Consider the following 18,411-nt stretch of genomic DNA (forward strand, 5'->3'; position numbering starts at 1 on the left):
AAAAAACCCCCCCCCCCCCAGATTCCATAATCCGTCTCGTGGGCTCGGAGATGTGGAGAAGAGACAGGCCGGGACCTTGCGGGCCCGGCGCCGCGGCGTTCGAAAAGTCGACGTCTGTTTTTCTACTTGCGGCCGACGCTGCTGTCTTCGGCGGGGCGGAAGAACAGGTACTCGCCCCGGCCCAGTTCGGGCGTGACCTCGTAGCCGCTGCACCGCGTGACGTTGCACTGGATGATCACGACGCGCGGCCAGATGGTGGCCGAGGTCGGAAACCCCGGCATGTACTGCGGCACGTGCCAGACGCCGTAGTCGCCCACCGGCTCGGCGTTCTCCGTGCCGCTGGCGTTCTGCAGGCCGCTGCCCATGGGCATCCGCTCGATGCGGATGACCGGCGTGGCGGCCACCGAGGCCGTGGCCACGCAGGAGGCGGCGACCCAGAGGAAGAGGGTCCTGGTGTTCATGATGGATTCCAGGCGGACCTCATTGCGCGTCGGCTGGGGCGGCAGCCACCTCGTCGGTCGCGTCGGCCGGTAGGCGGCGCGTGATGCGCGCTTCCAGGATGTCCGGCTGCGGGGCGGCCTCGACCGGTGCCGCGGTGACGCTGGCGACCGGGGCGGGTTCGGCCGTGGCCATGGCGCCTTCTTCCGGCACGGCCGCGATCGGGGCCGGTGCCGGCTCCATCGGCGCGGGCAGCGGTGCGGCTTCCAGGGCCGGCGCCGCCGTCACCGGCGAGGGCACGGCCGGCTGTTCCTGCGCGGGCGCGACCACTGGCACCGCCGCCACGGGCGCTGCCGGCGCTGGGGCGACCGGCTGCGGCACGACGGCCACCGGAGCTGGAACGGGCGCCGGCGCGGGGGCGGGTGCCACGACAGCGACAGGCGCCGCCGGTGCAGGCGCGGGCACAGGTGCCGGTGCAGCGGCCACGGGCGCAGCCACCGCCGGACGTGCCGCCACCGGTGCGCCGCTGCCTGATGCCTGAGGTCCGAACGCGCTCACACGTTCTTCGGCGGTCATCGACTGCGGGCACTTCGAGCCGGTCATCTCCAGCGCGGCCTGGGCCGCCGGGTCCATGCAGTCCATGGCCAGCGACGCTGCCTTCATGCCCTTGTTCCAGAGCTCGCGGCTCATCTTCAGGCGCTTGCAGTGTTCGTCCGTCCAGGTGGTGCCGAAGCTCAGGCCGACCCCGGGGCCGTTGGCGCTGGCGCTCGTGCTGCCCATGCAGGTGTCATTGCTGGTCGTCAGGTTCGGGCCGCTCACGGACGGCACGTTCTTGACGGTGTAGCTGCCACGGTAGTCGACGACGCTGGTCGTCGCACCCGTGTTGTTGATGTTCTGTGTGCTGTTGCTGTCCACCGTGGCTCGGGAGGTGACATCCGAGGGGGCGGAGCTGTTGAAGTTCACCGCCTGGGTGTTGCCCTGGGCGTTGGTGGTGGCCGAGCTCTGCGACTGGTTGTTGGCGCCACCCGCCGTTGTTTGCGCCAAGGCGCCCGCGGACAAGCCCAGCAAGGTCAGGGCAATCAATGTTTTCATTTTTTCGACTCCTTTGGGAAGCAGGGGAGGGGCGTGCCCCTCCCCGTTTCTGGTCCAACAACCGATCTACCGGATCGCTCAGGGAGCGTTGGCGGTTGCGCCAGCGATCGCGCCGCCAGCGGTGCCGCCACCGTTGCTGAAGGTCGCTGCGTTGCCGAGGTGGAAGTTGACGACGCCGGTCGAACCGCCGGTCGAACCTGCCGTGGCCGAAGTGGTCGTGCCGTTGACCACGCCGTTCACAGCACCGGAAGTGGCGTTGTAGCCAGCCGTCGTGCCCGAGGTGCGTGTCACCACAGCCAGACCGCCGCCAGGACCTGCAGCCGTTGCCGCCGTGTTGTTGGTGGTCGAGCCCGCTGCGCCGCCTGCGGAACCGCTCACCGGATTCGCACCGCCGCCAGCGTAGTTGGCATTGGCAGCCGACGTTGCATTGGCCTGTGCGTTCGCACCGCCTGCGGCCACGCCGTTGCCGGTCGTTGCTGCCACGCTGGTCACGCTGCCTTGGGTCGTTGCCGTGCCGCCTGCCGTGGCGCCGCCCACACGCAGGAAGGCATTGCCCGCCGCGCCGCCCGCTGCGTTGGCCGTGGCCGACGAGCTGGAGTTGGCTGCGTTGTAGCTCAGTGCGCTGCCCGTTCCGGAGCTGGCGGCAACCGAGCCCGCCGAACTGGAGGAGCCGGTCGTGGTGTTGGTGACGGCGAGCGCCACGCTGCTACCGGTTGCAGTCCCGATGCCAGCCACGAGAACCACTGCCATGGCGATAAGAGTCTTCTTCATGATGCTTCCTCGATAGTGTTGAAACGAACCCGATCGCCGGGGAATCCGGCCATCAGCTAACGGTCAGCGAGCACGGATTGAATGGATTCCGTTGCGACCGGGATGCAGTTTCAGCGGGGGGAAGGGATCGAAAAATGCCTCAGGCTGGGTAGTGCAAGGCTATGGCGAAAGCAATGTCCGCAGCCATTTCCGGTACCGGCAGGGAGCCGGTTTTCCGCAGGGTTCCCCTCGGAGCCACTATCACTTTCGTTCACAATCTGGCAATATTGCAACCAGACGAAACCAAGGTAATCAAAAAAGCCGCGAACCAAAAAAAGAGTAGAAATCGATTAACTTTTGTTCACGAAGTCGCGACTTATTTCTGTGACAAGGGGACGTAAATGGAAAACGAGCTTGACATTTCATTGACCGATGTCGGTGGCGGTGCTAGGAAGTTCTCCAATCCTGGCCAGTTTGGTGGGCTCCTGGCCCCCTCGGCGGATACCCTGCCGTGGCCTGACTACCTCACGGGTCAGGAAACCAAGCCCGTTCGTGTCTTGCTCGTCGACGACGACCCCTTTGTCCGCCGTGTCATCGCCCAGGAACTGCTGGGCGATCTGCGCATCCAGCTCGAAGGCCAGGCCGGCTCCCTGCGCGAGGGCCGGCGCCTCCTGATGCAGCATGAGTTCGATGTGCTCATGGTCGACATCCGCCTCGGAGACGGCAGCGGATTCGAGCTCATCGAAGAGGCCAAGAAACACCGCAGCGCCGCCGAGATCATCGTCATTTCCGCGCTGGAAGACGAGCCTCAGGTGCTGCATGCCTTCGAGCTCGGCGCCTCGGGTTACCTGGTGAAGAACGCCTGGTTCCAGAGCTACGCCCAGGCTGTGCTGCAGGTGGTCAACGGCGGGGCCGCCATCACGCCCCGGCTGGCACGCCGGCTGCTCGTGCACCTGGACCACCAGCGCTCCAATGCGAGTCCGGTGCGCCCGCCGGACAGCAAGGCCACCTTGTCGGCACGGGAGCGCGAAGTGTTGCGACTTGTAGCCACGGGATATGTGACGGAAGAGATCGCCTTGCAGCTCACCATCAGTGCCCAGACGGTTAACGCACACGTCAAGAACATCTACCGCAAGCTGCACGCCCACACCCGCGCGCAGGCCGTGAGCTTCGCCTCGCACCGGGGGCTGCTCTAGGGCGCGCTTCGGGCGCGCCGCGTTCGCAGCGGAGCCACCCATGCCCGCGCCGGCGTCCCCGCTCCCGCCGTATTTCCTGGAGGACCAGTTCGTGTGGCTTTCCATCGCTGCGTGGTGCGTGCTCCTGATCTGGCTGTGGCCCCGTGCCTCGCGCCGGCGGCTGCTGCTGTGGGTCGGACTGGCCTGCGCGCTGCACCTGACGCCGGTGGTGGGGCAGGTGATTCGCGCGACCTCGGCGATCACCACACTGGGTACCGAGGTGCCGGCCGCCTTCTGGGCCCTGCAGGGGGTCAACATCGCCGTGCTCTGCATGATCGTCGGCACGTGGTATCTCACGCGGCGCCGCCTCGTGCGGTACCGCCAGACGCAGGCTGTGCTTGCCGAGCGCCGCCGCATCGCCAGCGACCTGCATGACGGCGTCGGCTCGCGGCTGGTGGCGCTCATGGCCAGCTACGACCCGCGCTCCGCCGACGCTCGCGAGCTGTCGATGGCCCTGCAGGCCTGCCTGCTGGAGCTGCAGATGACGGTCGACTCCCTCGACGACCAGGCCGACACCAGCATCGGCGAGCGTCTGGGCCATTTGCGTTACAGGCTGCAACCGGCGTTCGACCGCCTGGGCATCGCGCTCGTGTGGAATGTGCAGGATGTGGTGCTGGCACCGCCGCTCTCGTCCGAGGCCGCGATACAACTGTGTCGCATCGCGCAGGAGGCCTTGTCGAACGTGCTGCGCCATTCGCAGGCCACCCGCGTGGAAGTGCGCTTCGGCCCGCGCGAACGTTCACACGGGCTGATGCTCGAAGTGCTGGACGACGGGCGCGGCCTGGATGGGGCGGCCGGTGAGCCCGGGGGCAAGGGACTGCGCAGCATGCGCGAGCGCGCCGATGCCCTGCACGGCGAGCTGGCCGTCATGGACGTGGCGCCGCACGGGCTGCGCATCCGGCTCGTGATGCCCGGTGAGGTGCTGCCGCCGACGGCGGTCGCCGCAGAGGCCGAGAGCACGTTGTAACCATGCCGTGGGGGTGCCCGGCGGGACGCCTCTTCGCCTATGGCAAACTTCCGCGCTTTGCCAGGGACGCGCTCAAGACATGCAGAAAATCATTCGCCAGCTCGCCGTTGAAATCAAGGTCGGCGAGCACCAGGTGAAGGCCGCCGTCGACCTGCTCGACGAAGGCGCCACGGTTCCATTCATTGCCCGGTATCGCAAGGAAGTCACGGGCGGCCTCGACGACATCCAGCTGCGCGAACTGGAAGCCCGCCTGTCTTACCTGCGCGAACTTGAAGACCGCCGCGTGGCGGTGCTCAAGGCCATCGACGAGCAGGGCAAGCTGACCCCCGAGCTGCGCGCCGCGATCGAATTCGCGCCCACCAAGCAGGAACTCGAAGACCTGTACCTTCCGTTCAAGCAGAAGCGCCGCACCAAGGGCCAGATCGCCCGCGAATTCGGCATCGAGCCGCTGGCCGACAAGCTGCTGGCCGACCCCATGCTCGACCCCGCCGCCGAAGCCCAGGCCTTCCTGCAGCCCGCCACCACGCTGGACGACGGCAAGCCGGGCCCCGATTTCTCGACCGTGCCGCTCGTGCTCGACGGCGTGCGCGACATCCTGTCCGAGCGCTGGGCCGAAGACGCCGTGCTCGTGCAGGGCCTGCGCGAATGGCTCTGGAACGAAGGCCTGCTCAAGTCCAGCCTGATGAGCGGCAAGGACGAAAACAACGCCGACATCGCCAAGTTCCGCGACTACTTCGACTACGACGAGCCCATCGGCCGCGTGCCCTCGCACCGCGCCCTGGCCGTGTTCCGCGGCCGTGCGCTCGAAGTGCTCGACGCCAAGCTCGTGCTGCCCGTCGAACCCGAGCCGGGCAAGCCCAGCATCGCCGAAGGCAAGATCGCGCTGCACCTGGGCTGGAGCCACGCGGCCCGCCCGGCCGACGACCTGCTGCGCAAGTGCGTGGCCTGGACCTGGCGCGTGAAGCTGGCCCTGTCGACCGAGCGCGACCTGTTCACCCGCCTGCGCGAAGACGCCGAAAAAGTCGCCATCAAGGTGTTCGCCGACAACCTGCGCGACCTGCTGCTGGCCGCACCCGCCGGCCGCCGCGTCGTGATGGGCCTGGACCCGGGCATCCGCACCGGCGTGAAGGTGGCCGTGGTCGATTCGACCGGCAAGCTGGTCGAAACCGCCACCGTGTTCCCGCACGAACCGCGCAAGGACTGGGAAGGCTCGCTGCACACCCTCGGCAAGCTCTGCGCCAAGCACGGCGTGAACCTCATCGCCATCGGCAACGGCACCGCCAGCCGCGAGACCGACAAGCTGGCCGGCGACCTCATCAAGCTGCTGGCCAAGATGGCCGCGCAGGCCGGTGCGCCCGAAATGACGGTCGACAAGGTCGTGGTCAGCGAAGCCGGTGCCTCGGTGTATTCCGCCAGCGAATTCGCCTCGCAGGAAATGCCCGATGTCGACGTGAGCCTGCGCGGTGCCGCCTCCATCGCACGCCGCCTGCAGGACCCGCTGGCCGAGCTCGTGAAGATCGACCCCAAGAGCATCGGCGTGGGCCAGTACCAGCACGACGTGAACCAGAGCGAGCTCGCGCGCACCCTGCAGGCCGTGGTCGAAGACTGCGTGAACTCGGTGGGCGTCGACCTGAACACTGCGAGCGTGCCGCTGCTCAGCCGCGTGTCCGGCCTGTCGGCCAGCGTGGCCAAGGCCGTGGTGCGCTGGCGCGAAGCCAACGGTGCGTTCTCCACCCGCAAGCAGCTGCTCGACGTGACCGGCTTCGGCCCCAAGGCCTTCGAGCAGAGTGCCGGCTTCCTGCGCATCCGCGACGGCGCCGACCCGCTGGACATCACCGGCGTGCACCCCGAAACGTATCCGCTGGTCGAGCAGATCATCGTCAAGACCGGCAAGCCCATCGCCGAGCTGATGGGCCGCGCCGACATGCTCAAGACGCTCAAGCCCGAGCTGTTCGCCAACGAGAAGTTCGGCGTCATCACGGTCAAGGACATCCTGGGCGAACTCGAGAAGCCCGGACGTGACCCGCGCCCCGACTTCAAGGTGGCGCGCTTCAACGACGGCGTGGACGACATCTCCGACCTCACCGAGGGCATGATCCTCGAGGGCACCGTGAGCAACGTGGCCCAGTTCGGCGCCTTTGTCGACCTGGGCGTGCACCAGGACGGCCTGGTCCACGTGAGCCAGCTGAGCCACAAGTTCGTCAACGACGCCCGCGAAGTCGTCAAGACCGGCGACATCGTCAAGGTCAAGGTGATGGAAGTCGACGTGGCGCGCAAGCGCATCGGCCTGTCGATGAAGCTCGACGCCGCGCCCGCGCGCCGCGACGGCCCGCGCGACAACCGCTTCGAAGGGGCAGGGCGCGGGCAGCAACAGCAAGGCCGGCGCGACAACTCGCCGCAGCCGGCGGGGCAGATGGCAAGTGCGTTTGCCAAGCTGCAAGGGCTGCGCAAGTAACCCACCCGCGGACCGCGCGTTTCTTGCAAACATCGCCGGCATGAAAGCCCTGCGCATCTACGCCGGCCCCGCGGCCCGCCAGCACATCGAGCAGCACGGCCTGCGCCCGCAGGACGTGCGCACCATCCCCGGCGCGGCGGGCGGGCCCAAGGGGCTGATCCTCGGGCCGCTCGATCGCTTCATCTTCGGGCGCTGGCTCACGCAGTCGAGCCAGCCGGTGGACCTGGTGGGCGCGTCGATCGGCGCGTGGCGGCTGGCGACGGCCTGCCTGTCGGACCCGGAGGCGGCCTTCGGGCGCTTCGAGCACGACTACGTGCGCCAGCAGTTCGAAGTGCCGCCGGGCCAGAAGCGGCTCAGCCCGCACCAGCTCAGCGAGCGCTTCGCGGAAAGCCTCGACACCTTCTATGGCGGGCGCATCGGCGAGGTGCTGGGCCATGCGCGCTACCGGCTGCATGTGGTGACCTCGCGCGGGCGCCACATCCTGGGGCGCGAGGGCAGGGCGCGGACGCCGGTGGGCTACCTGGGCGCCTTCGCGAGCAACAGCCTGCACCGCAAGAGCCTGGGGGCCTGGCTGGAGCGCTGCGTGTTCTCCACGCCCGGCGCGGCCTTGCCTTTCGGCACGACCGACTTCCGCACGCGCCAGCACGCGCTGAGCGAGGCCAACTTCAACCGGGTGCTGCAGGCCTCGTGCTCCATTCCGTTCCTGCTGGCGGCGGTGCACGACATTCCGGGCGCGCCGCGCGGCGCCTATTGGGACGGCGGCATCACCGACTACCACCTGCACCTGGACTACCAGCCGGCCGACGAAGGCATCGTGCTGTACCCGCACTTCCAGCAGGCCGTGGTGCCGGGCTGGCTCGACAAGGGGCTGCGCTGGCGCCACAAGTCGACGCGCTTTCTCGACCGCATGGTGGTGCTCGCGCCCAACCCCGAATGGGTGAAGACGCTGCCACACGGCAAACTGCCCGACCGCAAGGACTTCATCCGTTTCGCGAACGACGCGCAGGCCCGCATCGCGGCCTGGGGCCAAGCCACGCGCGAGGCGACGCGGATGTCGGATGAGTTCGAGGCCTGGCTCGGTGACGACGGGCGTTCGCGCGACATCCTGCCGCTCTGAGCCCAGCTTGTCCCGTCGGGGACAAACCCTGAGCGCCGGCGCAGGAGCGCGCTTCGAGAATGGTCCGATCCATGCCATCCGAAGGGTTCCCGACCATGCCGCACGCCACGCTCTCCCGCCGCCGTTTTTCCCTTGCCACGGCCGCCGCCGCAGCCAGCCTCGCCGTACCGTCTTTCGCGCAAAGCGCGTGGCCGAACAAGCCGATCCGCATCGTCGTTCCCTACACACCGGGCGGCTTCACCGACCAGATGGCGCGGCTGGTGCAAGTCGGCCTGCAGACGCGGCTCGGCCAGCCCGTGGTGATCGACAACAAGCCCGGCGCCAACAGCCTGATCGGCGTCGATGCCGTGGCCAAGGCCCCGCCCGACGGCAGCACCTTCGGCGTCGTCATCGCGGCCTACACGGCCAACACCACGCTGTACCCCAAGTTGCCCTACGACCCGCGCAAGGACCTCGTGGGCGTGTCGCTCATGGGCGTGTCGCCGCTGCTGGCCGCGGTCAACAACGACGCGCCGTTCAAGACCGCGCGCGAGCTCATCGACTACGCACGCAAGCATCCCGGCAAGATCAGCTTCGGTTCCTCGGGCAACGGCTCGGCCGCGCACCTCACGAGCGAACTATGGAAGTCGCTCACGCAGACCTACATGATCCACATCCCGTACCGCGGCGCGGTGCCTGCACTGACCGACCTGATGGGCGGGCAGATCCAGCTGTTCTTCGACGCGCCCACGGGCCTCATCAACCAGGGCAAGGCCGGCAAGGTGAGGCTGATCGGCGTGGCCGGCGACAAGCGCCTGCCGGCCGTGCCCGACGTGCCCACCTTCATCGAACAGGGCTTCGCGGGCTTCACCGGCAGCACCTGGGCCGGCATGCTGGCGCCGGCGGGCACGCCACGCGAGATCGTCAAGCGCATGTCGGAGGAGGTGGCGCGCATCATCAAGAGCGACGAGACGCGCGCCAAGCTCGATGCCATGGGCACCTTCCCGGCGGGCAGCACGCCCGAGGAGTTCGATGCCTTCATTGCCGCGGAGACCACCAAGTGGGGCAAGGTGATCCGCACGGCGGGGGTCAAGCTGGAGTAAAGCGGCGATCATCGTCGCCGCCGGCGGACTTACATCGACGCTTCGAGCATCGCCCTGTAGTCGTCGCGCGTGGCCAGCCGCGGGTTGGTCTTGTGGCAATGGTCGGCCATGGCGCCGTCGATGATCTGTTCGAACATCGCGGGCGTCACGCCCACTTCGGCCAGGCCAGCGGGCAGGCCCAGGCGCGCGTTCATGTCGCGGATCGCATGGCCGAGATCACCGGCTGAATCCAGGTGCATGGCCTGCGCCATGCGCTGCAGGCGCTGTTCTTTCTGCACCGACTCGGCGCCCGAATTGAAGTGAATCACCGCCGGCAGGAAGAGGGCGTTGAGCGTGCCGTGATGCAGGCGCGGATCAACGCCGCCCAGGCTGTGGCTCAGCGAGTGCACGCAGCCCAGGCCTTTCTGGAAGGCCATGGCGCCCTGCATCGACGCGCTCATGAGGTTCAGGCGCGCTTCGCGGTCGCTGCCGTCCTTGGTGGCGCGTTCGATGTGGCCCCAGGCGCGCTCCAGGCCGTCGAGGCCGATGCCGTCGGCCGGCGGATTGAACGCGGCCGACATGAAGGTTTCCATGCAGTGCGCGATGGCGTCCATGCCGGTGGCGGCCGTGAGCCGGGGCGGCAGGCCGAGCGTGAGCTCGGGGTCGCAGATGGCGGCCTTGGGCATCAGGAACCAGCTGTGGAAGCCCAGCTTGCGGTGGTCGTCGACGATCACGATGGCGCCGCGCGCCACCTCGCTGCCGGTGCCGCTGGTGGTGGGCACGGCAATGAGCGGCACCGCGCGCTCGGTGATCTTGGGCGAGCCGCCTTCGATGGTGGCGTAGGTCTTGAGCGGACCTTCGTGCGTGGCCGCGATGGCCACGCCCTTGGCGCAGTCGATGGCCGAACCGCCGCCCACGGCGATGAGGCCGTCGCAGCGGCCGCTGCGATAGAGCTCGACGGCGGCGCGCACCGCGGCCTCGGTCGGGTTGGACGGCGTCTGGTCGAACACCGAGACCTCGAGATCGGCGATGGCGTCGAGCGCCTTCTGCAGCAGGCCGGCCGCGCGCACGCCGGCGTCGGTGACGATCAGGGGGCGGTTGATGCCGATGCGTGCGCACTCGCTCGACAGGAGCTGGATGGCGCCGAATTCGAACTGGATCTGGGTGAGGTATTGGATGAGGGCCATGAGGGGGAACGCCCGAGGGCAGTACGATTGCTGACCGTTCGAATCTAACAAGAGGGGACATTCTTGCCCATCAACAAAACCCTTGCGTGTGTCGCGCTCGGCTCACTGCTGGCCGTCTCGGCCCAGGCCGCCTGCCTCAGTGACTCCCAGATGGCCGACTTCGCTGCCGCGCAGGCGGCGCGCACGCCCGCCGCCGACATCGAGAACCTCGACGAAGCCGACGCGGCCTGCACGCGCGCCAAGCTCAACGTGCTGCATGCGCGCAACCTCGGTGACGTGGTCGGCTACAAGGCGGGCCTGACCAACCCCGCGGTGCAGAAGCGCTTCAACTACGACCAGCCGGTGTGGGGCGTGCTCTACCAGCGCATGCTGCTCGACACCGGCGCAGTGGTCGACGCGGCCTTCGGCGCGCGGCCACTGTTCGAGGCCGACATGCTGGTGCGCGTGAAGAGCGCCGACATCCACAAGGCGAAGACGCCGGCCGAGGTGCTGACCAACATCGACCAGCTCATTCCCTTCATCGAGCTGCCCGACCTCGCGGTGCAGACGCCGTCGAAGCTCAACGGCCCGGGCGTGGCGGCGATCAACGTCGGTGCGCGGCTCGGCGTGCGCGGCCTGCCGGTCGATGTGCCGACGACCACCGACGGTCAGGCCTGGATGCTCGAAAGCCTGCGCGACATGCGCGTGGTCATGAAGGACGGGCAGGGCAAGGAGCTGGCGACCGGCAAGGGATCGGACATCCTCGAACACCCGCTCAACGCGGTGGTGTGGCTGGCCGGTGCGCTCGCCAAGGAAGGCATCGCGCTCAAGCCGGGCGACCTGATCAGCCTGGGCTCGTTCTCGCCGCTGCTGCCACCCAAGGCCGGGCTAACGGTGGTGGTGAGCTACGAAGGGTTGTCGCGCATGCAACCGGTGGTGGTGTCTTTCAAGTGAGCACGACCACGACAGCGAACCGCCTCGCGCAACCCGCACTCACTCCGAAGATGGCCGGCGTGGTCGAGCGCATGGCGCGCGCGGGCCATCCGCCGCTCGACCAGCTCACGCCCGACGAAGCCAAGGCCTCGTACGAAAAAGGCGCGGGCGTGCTCGAGGTGCCCAAGCCCGGACTGGCGCGCATCGAAGACTTCCACATCGCCGCGCGCGACGGCCACGCCATGCCCGCGCGGCTGTATGCGCCGTCGGCCGACGTGCTGCCGGTGCTCGTGTACTTTCACGGCGGCGGCTTCACGGTCGGCAACATCCGCACGCACGACACGCTGTGCCGCGTGCTCAGCCTCAAGAGCGGCTGCGCGGTGGTGTCGGTCGACTACCGGCTCGCGCCCGCGCACAAGTTTCCGACCGCGTCGAACGATGCCTGGGATGCCTTCCAGTTCGTCGCCACGCAAGGCGCGAGCCTCGGCCTCGATGGCACGCGCATCGCGGTGGGCGGCGACAGCGCGGGCGGCACGCTGGCGGCCGTGTGCGCGATCCTGGCGCGCGATGCCGGCCTGCCGGTGGCGCTGCAGCTGCTCATCTACCCCGGCATGGCCGCGCACCAGGACACCGAGTCGCACCGGCGCCATGTCGACGGCCCGCTGCTGACCAAGGCCATGATCGACTTCTTCTTCGCCCAGTACGTGAACACGCCCGCCGACCGCGACGACTGGCATTTCGCGCCCTTGCTGGCCGACGACGTCGACGACGTGGCGCCGGCCTGGATCGGGCTGGCCGAGGCCGACCCGGTGGTGGACGAAGGCATCGCCTACGCCGACAAACTGCGCGCCGCGGGCGTGGCGGTCGACATGGAAATCTACCGTGGCGTGATCCACGAATTCATCAAGATGGGCCGCGCGATTCCCGAAGCGCTGCAGGCGCAGAACGACGCGGCCCGCGCACTGAAAGAGGCATTGAACCCATGAGCGAGAACAACAACACCCCGGTCCGCCGCGAGGACTTCCACTACTTCCACCGCCTGCGCGTGCGCTGGGCCGAGGTGGACATGCAGAAGATCGTCTTCAACGCGCACTACCTGATGTACTTCGACACCGCCATCGCCGACTACTGGCGCGCGATGGCGCTGCCGTACGAAGAGGCAATGCATTCGCTGGGCGGCGACCTGTACGTGCGCAAGGCGACCATCGACTTTCGCGCCTCGGCCCGCATGGACGACGTGATCGACGTGGGCATGAAGTGCGCGCGCATCGGCAACTCGTCGATCATTTTCCAGGGCGGGCTGTTCCGCCAGGACGAGTTCCTGGTGGGCTGCGAACTCGTCTATGTGTTCGCCGACCCGGCCACGCAGACCTCGAAGCCGGTGCCCGCGGCCCTGCGCGAGACGCTGACGGCCTTCGAGGCCGGCGAGCCGATGCGCACCGTCGAGACCGGCGACTGGGCCACGCTCGGCGAAGGCGCGAGCGCGCTGCGCCGCGCCGTGTTCATCGAGGAACAGAACATTCCCAAGGAGCTGGAGTGGGACGCGCATGACGCGGTCGTGCTGCACGCGGTGGCGCGCAACCGGCTCGGTCAGGTCATCGGCACCGGCCGACTGCTACCCGCCGAGGATGGCGTCTCGCACATCGGCCGCATGGCGGTGCACCGCACCTTGCGCAGCGGCGGCCACGGCGCGGCCGTGGTGCAGGCGCTCGAAGACGCGGCCCGCGCGCGCGGCGACCGCGAGGTGGCGCTCAATGCGCAGCGCAGCGCCGAGCGCTTCTATGCGCGGCTCGGCTACGCAGTGCACGGCCAGCCTTTCGAGGAAGCCGGCATTGCGCACATCGAGATGCGGCGCGCGCTGCGCTGAGTGCCGCAGCGCCTGCGGTCAGTAGCGGGCCGGCGGGTCCGGCACGTAACCGGGGTCCGAGTCCGGGAAGGGTGAGGGGCCCGACGGGCGCGGCCAGCGCTGCGGCACCGGGATGACGCCCGCGGCGACCAGGTTCTCGCGGCTGTCGTAGCGGATGCGGATCACCTCGTCGGGCTGCGAGCTGGCGCGCTCGAAGGTCGTCTTGCCGACGTACGAGGTCTCGCGCCGTCCGTGGGCCGTGCCCAGGCTCGGGCTGGGCGCCGACTGGCGGGCCATGGCGCTGGCCGACGACTCGGCGGCCATGTCGGCATTGCCGGCGCTGCCTGCGGGTGGGGCCGCCTTGGCGCGCGCATCGCCCATCGACGACGGTGCCGGCGGCGCCTCGCTGCGCCGTTCGCGGCTGCTGTTGCCGCCGCTGTATTCGTCGCGCGACGGATAGGGCGTCACGACCGGTGGCGGCGGTTCCGGCCGGCGTTCGCGGAACATCGCGACGCCGATCACGCCCACGTCGTCGGGGCGGCCGGTGCGGCTCGCGTAGGAATTGCCGGCGGCAGCGAATTCGAAGGCCGCGATCTGCGAATCGCTCTTGCGCCAGCCCGCGATGTCGCTGCGCTCGCGCGGGCCGAACACGTAGCCGTTCTGGCCGACGCCGGCGGTTTCGCCGGTGACGACGTTGACGCCGTCCACCGACATCACGGCCATGATGCGTTCGCCCATCGCGTTGCGCGCCCGGATCGCATAGCGCGCGCCGGGGCGGCCGGCCACCCAGTACTCGCCGCGATGGCGGTAGATCGGCAGCTCGGCGCCGCTCGTGCGGTCGACGATGCTGATGTTCATCAGGCCGCCGATGCGGCTGGCGCCGGAGGGGTACGGCCGCATCGGGCTTTCCGCCCCCGCCGACAGCGCGGTCAGGGCCAGGACGGTGGTGAGGAGAAGTCTGCGCTGCATCATGGTGGCTTCCTTGCCAGGAGTGGATCGATGCAGGCTTCTACGGCGGGGCCTCGCGAACGGGGTTAAGCGTCGCGCAAAAAAAAATGGCGCTGTCGGTGAGACAGCGCCAAGCGCCCCCGGAAAGAAGGCAGGGACGCAGGGGAAATCAGATGTCTTCGAGCAGCGGGTAGGGCAGCGGCTCGACCGACAGCGCCGGTCCGCCAGGCGCCCCCGCGTGCAGGCCGCCGGCCTCGAGCGCAGCGATCTGGATCGAGATGAGCGCCGACCAGCCGCCATCGGGCGCGGGCGCGGCCTGCGCCACGGTGCCCACGGGCTGTTCGGCGTCGTTGGCGGCGAACACCTCCTGGCCCGCGGCCAGGGGGGCGTCGGTCTGCGCGAGGTAGGTGCGGCGCTTGAGCGTGCCGCGGAACTGGCTGCGCGCCACGATTTCCTGGCCGGGGTAGCAGCCCTTCTTGAAGTTCACGCCGCCCACCGACTCGTAGTTGATCATCTGCGGCACGAAGGCCTCGATCACCGGCGTGGTCAGCGTGACGATGCCGCTGCGCACCTCGCTCCAGGGCCACAGGGCGGCGTCGAGCGTCGGGCCCACGGGCGCCTTCTGGTCGGTGGGCGCGATCCACAGCGCGCGCGGCACGCCGTCGGCCGGGTACAGCGACACCACGCTGATGTCTTCGCCGATGGCCGTGCGGCGTCCGGGCGGCAGGGCCGCGTCCAGGCCGTTGGCGGTCAGGGCCGTGCCGGCCACGCCGTGCAGCGCGAACTGCTCGGTGGCGTCGGTCAGCTTGACCTTGGCGCGCAGCACGTACATCGACAGGCGCTTGAGCGTGGCCGCCAGGATGTCGCGGCTGCACACCAGCAGGATGAGTTCGGGTTGCGGACGGATGCCGATGAAGCTGGCGATCACGCGGCCCTTGGCCGTGCAGAGCGCCGCCAGGCGGGCTTCAGTGGCGCCGAGCAGTGAGAAATCCTGCGTGAGCTGGCCGTGCAGGAAGCTGGCGGCATCGGGGCCTTCGGCGCGGATCACGCCGAGGTGGGGCAAGGTGCTCACCCCGTTGAGAACGACTGTGGTCATCGCTGAATTATCATGGCCGTGCCTGTTCCTTCGGGGCGGCAGGGATTCCCCGTCGCAGCGACGGGGCCGGCCGTTCCCGCGGGTCGGTGTCCATCTGCTTGCCAGCCCTTTTTCTTCCTCCGTCTTTTCCTCGGATTCGTGCGCAGCTTCTTCCTCACGCTCTTCCTGCTCGTGGCCCTGGCCGTCCTGGCGCTCGGCGGCGCCGGTCTCTGGTGGGTGCACCAGCCGCTCAAGTTGCCGACGCCCAGCGTCGACCTGTCGGTGGAGCCCGGCACCACGCCGCGCGGCATTGCGCAGGCCGTGGCCGACACCGGCGTCGACGTGCAGCCACAGCTGCTGTACCTGTGGTTCCGTGTCTCGGGCCAGGACCGCCAGATGCGCGCTGGCAGTTACGAACTGGAACGCGGTGTCACGCCCAAGCTGCTGCTCAACATCCTCGTGCGCGGCGAGGAAGCCACGCGCAGCGTGGTGCTGGTCGAAGGCTGGAACATCCGCCAGGTGCGCGCCGCGCTCGCCAAGGCCGAACAGCTCAAGCCCGAAAGCGTGGGCATGAGCGAAGACGCGCTGATGGCCGCGCTGGGCAAGCCGGGCCTGCACCCCGAAGGCCGCTTCTTCCCGGACACCTACACCTACTCGAAGGGCTCGACCGATATCGCGCTGCTGCAGCGCGCCATGCGGGCCATGGACAAGAAGCTCGAGGCCGCCTGGGCGGCGCGCGCGGCCGATTTGCCGCTCAAATCGGCCGACGAGGCGCTTATTTTGGCCAGCATTGTCGAAAAGGAGACAGGCAAGGCCAACGACCGCGCGGAGATCGCCGCCGTCTTCACCAACCGGCTGCGCATCGGCATGCCGCTGCAGACCGACCCGACCGTGATCTACGGCATGGGCACCGCCTTCGACGGCAACCTGCGCAAGCGCGACCTGCAGACCGACACGCCCTGGAACACCTACACGCGCGGCGGCCTGCCGCCCACGCCGATCGCCATGCCCGGCAAGGCCGCGCTGCTGGCGGCCGTGCAGCCGGCGCAGAGCAAGTCGCTGTACTTCGTCTCGCGCGGCGACGGCACGAGCCAGTTCAGCAGCTCGCTCGACGACCACAACCGCGCGGTCAACCGCTACCAGCGAGGCGGTGGCAGCAGCTCCCAACCCAAGGCGACCCAATGAGTTCGATCAGCAATGGCGGTCTGTTTCTGACGCTGGAAGGCATCGACGGCGCGGGCAAGTCGAGCCACCTCGACGCGCTGGAAGCCCGCTTCAAGGCGCAGGGCCGCACCGTGGTGCGCACGCGCGAACCCGGCGGCACGCCGCTGGCCGAGACGCTGCGCGAGCTGGTGCTCGAACAGCCGATGAACCCGCTGACCGAATCGCTGCTGGTGTTCGCGGCGCGCTGCGACCACATCGCCCAGGTCATCGAACCGGCGCTGGCGCGCGGCGAGGTTGTGCTGTGCGACCGTTTCACCGACGCCACTTTCGCCTACCAGGGCGCGGGACGCGGCTTCGACACCGCTGTGCTGGCCACCCTCGAACAGTGGGTGCAGGCGGGCCGGGCGGGTCTGCCGGCGGCGCAACTGCTGCAACCCCAAGTGACCGTGTGGTTCGACCTGGCCCCCGAGATCGCCGCCCAGCGCCTGGCCGGCGCGCGCGTGCCCGACAAGTTCGAGGCCCAGCCCGTCGAGTTCTTCCGCCGCGTGGCGCAGGGCTATGCGGACCGCGCCGCCGCCGATGCGTCGCGCTTCGTGCGCATCGACGCGAGCCAGGCCCGCGACCAGGTCTGGCAGCAGATCGACACGGCGCTGGTGGCGCGCGGCGTGCTGTCGCCCGCGCAGGGAGCCGCACGATGAGCGAGCCGGTGAACACACTGACCCCGTGGCTGCGCCAGCCGCTGGCCGAGCTGCTGCGCCAGCGCGGCCATGCCTGGCTGCTGCAAGGCCCGTCGGGCATCGGCCAGTACGAACTCGCGCTGGCGCTTGCCGCCGCCTGGCTGTGCGAACAGCCGGTGGAGGAGGGCGGTGCCGCCTGCGGCCACTGCGCGAGCTGCCATGCCATCGAGGTCCGCACCCATGCCGACCTGTGCGTGCTGATGCCCGAGGTCGCGATGCAGGAACTGGGCTGGCCGCTCGACGAAAAGGCCCAGTCCGACATCGACGACAAGAAGCGCAAGGCCAGCCGCGAGATCCGCGTCGAAGCCATGCGAGACGCCGTCGGCTTTGCCCAGCGCACCAGCGCGCGCGGCCGCGGCAAGGTCGTGCTCGTGTATCCGGCCGAGCGCATGAACACCATCACGGCCAACGCGCTGCTCAAGACGCTCGAGGAACCCGTCGGCGACGTGCGCTTCGTGCTCGCCAGCGAGGCCGCGTGGCAACTGCTGCCGACCATCCGCAGCCGCTGCCTGGGCTTCACGCTGCCGTGGCCCGAAACCGCCGAGGCCGAGGCCTGGCTGGTGGCGCAAGACGTGCCTGCCGCCGACGCCGCGCAGCTGCTGCGTGCCGCGGGCGGACGGCCCAGCGACGCGCTGCGGCTGGCGCGCTCGGGCCAGTCGCCCAAGGCATGGTCGCTGCTGCCCAAGGCGGTATCGCGCGGCGACGTGGGCGCGCTGGCCGACCAGGCGCCGGCCCAGGCCGTGGTCTCGCTGCAAAAGCTCTGCCACGACCTCATGGCCGTGGGCCACGGCGCCGAACCCCGATTCTTCGATGCGGCCGACCTGCCGCCGGCCCCGCACAAGCTGGCGCTGGCGCGCTGGTCGAAGTCGCTCGCCGCCGCCGCGCGGACCGCCGAGCACCCGTTCAACGCCGGCCTCATGCTCGAAGCGCTTGTGAGCGAGGCGCGAAGCACCCTAAACTCTGCCGCTCGCCGCCCATGAACCAACCTGTCGCTCCCGCCGCCGCTTCGTCTGCCACGCCCGCCCGGCCGAGCGTCATCCAGCTCGCCATCAAGGAAAAGGGCGCGCTCTACGCGGCCTACATCCCGCTGTTTGCCGAGGGCGGCATCTTCATTCCGACCACGCGCGAATACCGGCTGGGCGACGACGTCTACGTGCTGCTCACGTTGCCCGAAGACCCGCAGCGCTACCCGGTCGCCGGCAAGGTCGCCTGGATCACGCCGGCCCGCGCCGCCGGCAACCGGGCGCCGGGCGTCGGCGTGCGCTTTCCCTCGGACGAGAAGTCGCGCCAGCTGAAGGCGCGCATCGAAGCCGCGCTCGGCGGCTCCATGGCCTCCGACCGCCCGACCCAGACCATCTGAGTTCTTTCTCCGCCGCCGTCCCCGTGACGCGGAACTCCGGACACGGCGCGATCTCCCACAGGCGCAC

The 18,411-nt window shown here is 69.2% G+C and carries 18 protein-coding genes; 12 read left to right on the forward strand and 6 right to left on the reverse strand.

All coding sequences use genetic code 11. The features are described 5' to 3' along the window. Positions 1 to 122 precede the first annotated feature (122 nt). The 3 genes from AC07Q9_RS09365 to AC07Q9_RS09375 all read right to left on the reverse strand — a co-directional run bounded on the left by AC07Q9_RS09365 (position 123) and on the right by AC07Q9_RS09375 (position 2,301). Entirely contained in the window at positions 123 to 461 is a 339-nt protein-coding gene (locus AC07Q9_RS09365; protein WP_489056811.1) for a hypothetical protein, read from the reverse strand. 19 nt (positions 462 to 480) lie between these two features. Next, the gene (locus tag AC07Q9_RS09370; RefSeq protein WP_495308941.1) at positions 481 to 1,530 is read right to left on the reverse strand and encodes a hypothetical protein; all 1,050 of its coding nucleotides are present in this window, start codon (positions 1,528 to 1,530) and stop codon (positions 481 to 483) included. Between the two features lie 78 nt (positions 1,531 to 1,608). Further along, a complete protein-coding gene (locus AC07Q9_RS09375) occupies positions 1,609 to 2,301 on the reverse strand; it encodes a hypothetical protein (RefSeq protein ID WP_489056813.1) in 693 nt (230 codons plus the stop codon). A gap of 380 nt (positions 2,302 to 2,681) precedes the next feature. Between AC07Q9_RS09375 and AC07Q9_RS09380 the strand changes: the two genes are divergently transcribed. The 5 genes from AC07Q9_RS09380 (at position 2,682) to AC07Q9_RS09400 (ending at position 9,136) form a co-directional block, all read left to right on the forward strand. Continuing rightward, positions 2,682 to 3,476, forward strand: a complete 795-nt coding sequence (locus AC07Q9_RS09380; protein ID WP_489056814.1) for a LuxR C-terminal-related transcriptional regulator — start codon at positions 2,682 to 2,684, stop codon at positions 3,474 to 3,476. Positions 3,477 to 3,567: 91 nt separating this feature from the next. Then, the gene (locus AC07Q9_RS09385) at positions 3,568 to 4,482 is read left to right on the forward strand and encodes a sensor histidine kinase (protein ID WP_495308942.1); all 915 of its coding nucleotides are present in this window, start codon (positions 3,568 to 3,570) and stop codon (positions 4,480 to 4,482) included. Positions 4,483 to 4,561: 79 nt separating this feature from the next. After that, positions 4,562 to 6,937 carry a Tex family protein gene (locus AC07Q9_RS09390; protein ID WP_495308944.1) on the forward strand — a complete coding sequence of 792 codons (2,376 nt, stop codon included), beginning with the start codon at positions 4,562 to 4,564 and terminating at the stop codon, positions 6,935 to 6,937. Positions 6,938 to 6,977: 40 nt separating this feature from the next. Then, positions 6,978 to 8,054 carry a phospholipase gene (locus AC07Q9_RS09395; protein ID WP_495308946.1) on the forward strand — a complete coding sequence of 359 codons (1,077 nt, stop codon included), beginning with the start codon at positions 6,978 to 6,980 and terminating at the stop codon, positions 8,052 to 8,054. Between the two features lie 95 nt (positions 8,055 to 8,149). Beyond that, positions 8,150 to 9,136 (forward strand): tripartite tricarboxylate transporter substrate binding protein, encoded by a 987-nt coding sequence (locus AC07Q9_RS09400; protein WP_495309956.1) that lies wholly within the window; start codon positions 8,150 to 8,152, stop codon positions 9,134 to 9,136. A gap of 29 nt (positions 9,137 to 9,165) precedes the next feature. Here the strand turns inward: AC07Q9_RS09400 and gbd are convergent, their stop codons facing one another. Next, a complete protein-coding gene (gene gbd, locus AC07Q9_RS09405) occupies positions 9,166 to 10,302 on the reverse strand; it encodes a 4-hydroxybutyrate dehydrogenase (protein WP_495308947.1) in 1,137 nt (378 codons plus the stop codon). Between the two features lie 63 nt (positions 10,303 to 10,365). On the opposite strand from gbd, the gene AC07Q9_RS09410 reads away from it, so the two are divergent. Genes AC07Q9_RS09410 through AC07Q9_RS09420 form a run of 3 tightly spaced genes read left to right on the forward strand, consistent with a single transcriptional unit; the run spans position 10,366 to position 13,081 of the window. After that, a complete protein-coding gene (locus AC07Q9_RS09410; RefSeq protein WP_495308949.1) occupies positions 10,366 to 11,235 on the forward strand; it encodes a 2-keto-4-pentenoate hydratase in 870 nt (289 codons plus the stop codon). Positions 11,236 to 11,285: 50 nt separating this feature from the next. Next, positions 11,286 to 12,200: an alpha/beta hydrolase gene (locus tag AC07Q9_RS09415; RefSeq protein WP_495309959.1), complete on the forward strand. Its 915-nt coding sequence runs from the start codon at positions 11,286 to 11,288 to the stop codon at positions 12,198 to 12,200. Beyond that, a complete protein-coding gene (locus tag AC07Q9_RS09420; RefSeq protein ID WP_095745275.1) occupies positions 12,197 to 13,081 on the forward strand; it encodes a YbgC/FadM family acyl-CoA thioesterase in 885 nt (294 codons plus the stop codon). The genes AC07Q9_RS09415 and AC07Q9_RS09420 overlap by 4 nt, the downstream gene beginning before the upstream one ends. Before the next feature lie 18 nt (positions 13,082 to 13,099). Here the strand turns inward: AC07Q9_RS09420 and AC07Q9_RS09425 are convergent, their stop codons facing one another. Continuing rightward, entirely contained in the window at positions 13,100 to 14,029 is a 930-nt protein-coding gene (locus AC07Q9_RS09425) for a hypothetical protein (protein ID WP_495308951.1), read from the reverse strand. Between the two features lie 148 nt (positions 14,030 to 14,177). Further along, positions 14,178 to 15,104 (reverse strand): CAF17-like 4Fe-4S cluster assembly/insertion protein YgfZ, encoded by a 927-nt coding sequence (ygfZ, locus tag AC07Q9_RS09430; protein WP_492696201.1) that lies wholly within the window; start codon positions 15,102 to 15,104, stop codon positions 14,178 to 14,180. Positions 15,105 to 15,242: 138 nt separating this feature from the next. Between ygfZ and mltG the strand changes: the two genes are divergently transcribed. Genes mltG through AC07Q9_RS09450 form a run of 4 tightly spaced genes read left to right on the forward strand, consistent with a single transcriptional unit; the run spans position 15,243 to position 18,344 of the window. Next, positions 15,243 to 16,268: an endolytic transglycosylase MltG gene (mltG, locus tag AC07Q9_RS09435; protein WP_159271839.1), complete on the forward strand. Its 1,026-nt coding sequence runs from the start codon at positions 15,243 to 15,245 to the stop codon at positions 16,266 to 16,268. Between the two features lie 5 nt (positions 16,269 to 16,273). After that, the gene (gene tmk, locus AC07Q9_RS09440; protein WP_495309961.1) at positions 16,274 to 16,945 is read left to right on the forward strand and encodes a dTMP kinase; all 672 of its coding nucleotides are present in this window, start codon (positions 16,274 to 16,276) and stop codon (positions 16,943 to 16,945) included. Next, positions 16,942 to 17,964, forward strand: coding sequence for a DNA polymerase III delta subunit-related protein (locus AC07Q9_RS09445; protein ID WP_095947640.1), 1,023 nt, complete (start codon positions 16,942 to 16,944; stop codon positions 17,962 to 17,964). The genes tmk and AC07Q9_RS09445 overlap by 4 nt, the downstream gene beginning before the upstream one ends. After that, positions 17,961 to 18,344, forward strand: coding sequence for a PilZ domain-containing protein (locus tag AC07Q9_RS09450; RefSeq protein ID WP_062472893.1), 384 nt, complete (start codon positions 17,961 to 17,963; stop codon positions 18,342 to 18,344). The genes AC07Q9_RS09445 and AC07Q9_RS09450 overlap by 4 nt, the downstream gene beginning before the upstream one ends. Positions 18,345 to 18,411 lie beyond the last annotated feature (67 nt).

It is taken from the genome of Variovorax sp. GW821-FHT09A10 (assembly GCF_059418385.1).

Bases quoted from the DNA above. Each gene is read 5' to 3' on its own strand.
- AC07Q9_RS09365 (WP_489056811.1), bottom strand. From the start codon at position 461: ATGAACACCAGGACCCTCTTCCTCTGGGTCGCCGCCTCCTGCGTGGCC.
- AC07Q9_RS09370 (WP_495308941.1), bottom strand. From the start codon at position 1,530: ATGAAAACATTGATTGCCCTGACCTTGCTGGGCTTGTCCGCGGGCGCC.
- AC07Q9_RS09375 (WP_489056813.1), bottom strand. From the start codon at position 2,301: ATGAAGAAGACTCTTATCGCCATGGCAGTGGTTCTCGTGGCTGGCATC.
- AC07Q9_RS09380 (WP_489056814.1), top strand. From the start codon at position 2,682: ATGGAAAACGAGCTTGACATTTCATTGACCGATGTCGGTGGCGGTGCT.
- AC07Q9_RS09390 (WP_495308944.1), top strand. From the start codon at position 4,562: ATGCAGAAAATCATTCGCCAGCTCGCCGTTGAAATCAAGGTCGGCGAG.
- AC07Q9_RS09395 (WP_495308946.1), top strand. From the start codon at position 6,978: ATGAAAGCCCTGCGCATCTACGCCGGCCCCGCGGCCCGCCAGCACATC.
- AC07Q9_RS09400 (WP_495309956.1), top strand. From the start codon at position 8,150: ATGCCGCACGCCACGCTCTCCCGCCGCCGTTTTTCCCTTGCCACGGCC.
- gbd (WP_495308947.1), bottom strand. From the start codon at position 10,302: ATGGCCCTCATCCAATACCTCACCCAGATCCAGTTCGAATTCGGCGCC.
- AC07Q9_RS09415 (WP_495309959.1), top strand. From the start codon at position 11,286: ATGGCCGGCGTGGTCGAGCGCATGGCGCGCGCGGGCCATCCGCCGCTC.
- AC07Q9_RS09420 (WP_095745275.1), top strand. From the start codon at position 12,197: ATGAGCGAGAACAACAACACCCCGGTCCGCCGCGAGGACTTCCACTAC.
- AC07Q9_RS09425 (WP_495308951.1), bottom strand. From the start codon at position 14,029: ATGCAGCGCAGACTTCTCCTCACCACCGTCCTGGCCCTGACCGCGCTG.
- ygfZ (WP_492696201.1), bottom strand. From the start codon at position 15,104: ATGACCACAGTCGTTCTCAACGGGGTGAGCACCTTGCCCCACCTCGGC.
- AC07Q9_RS09445 (WP_095947640.1), top strand. From the start codon at position 16,942: ATGAGCGAGCCGGTGAACACACTGACCCCGTGGCTGCGCCAGCCGCTG.
- AC07Q9_RS09450 (WP_062472893.1), top strand. From the start codon at position 17,961: ATGAACCAACCTGTCGCTCCCGCCGCCGCTTCGTCTGCCACGCCCGCC.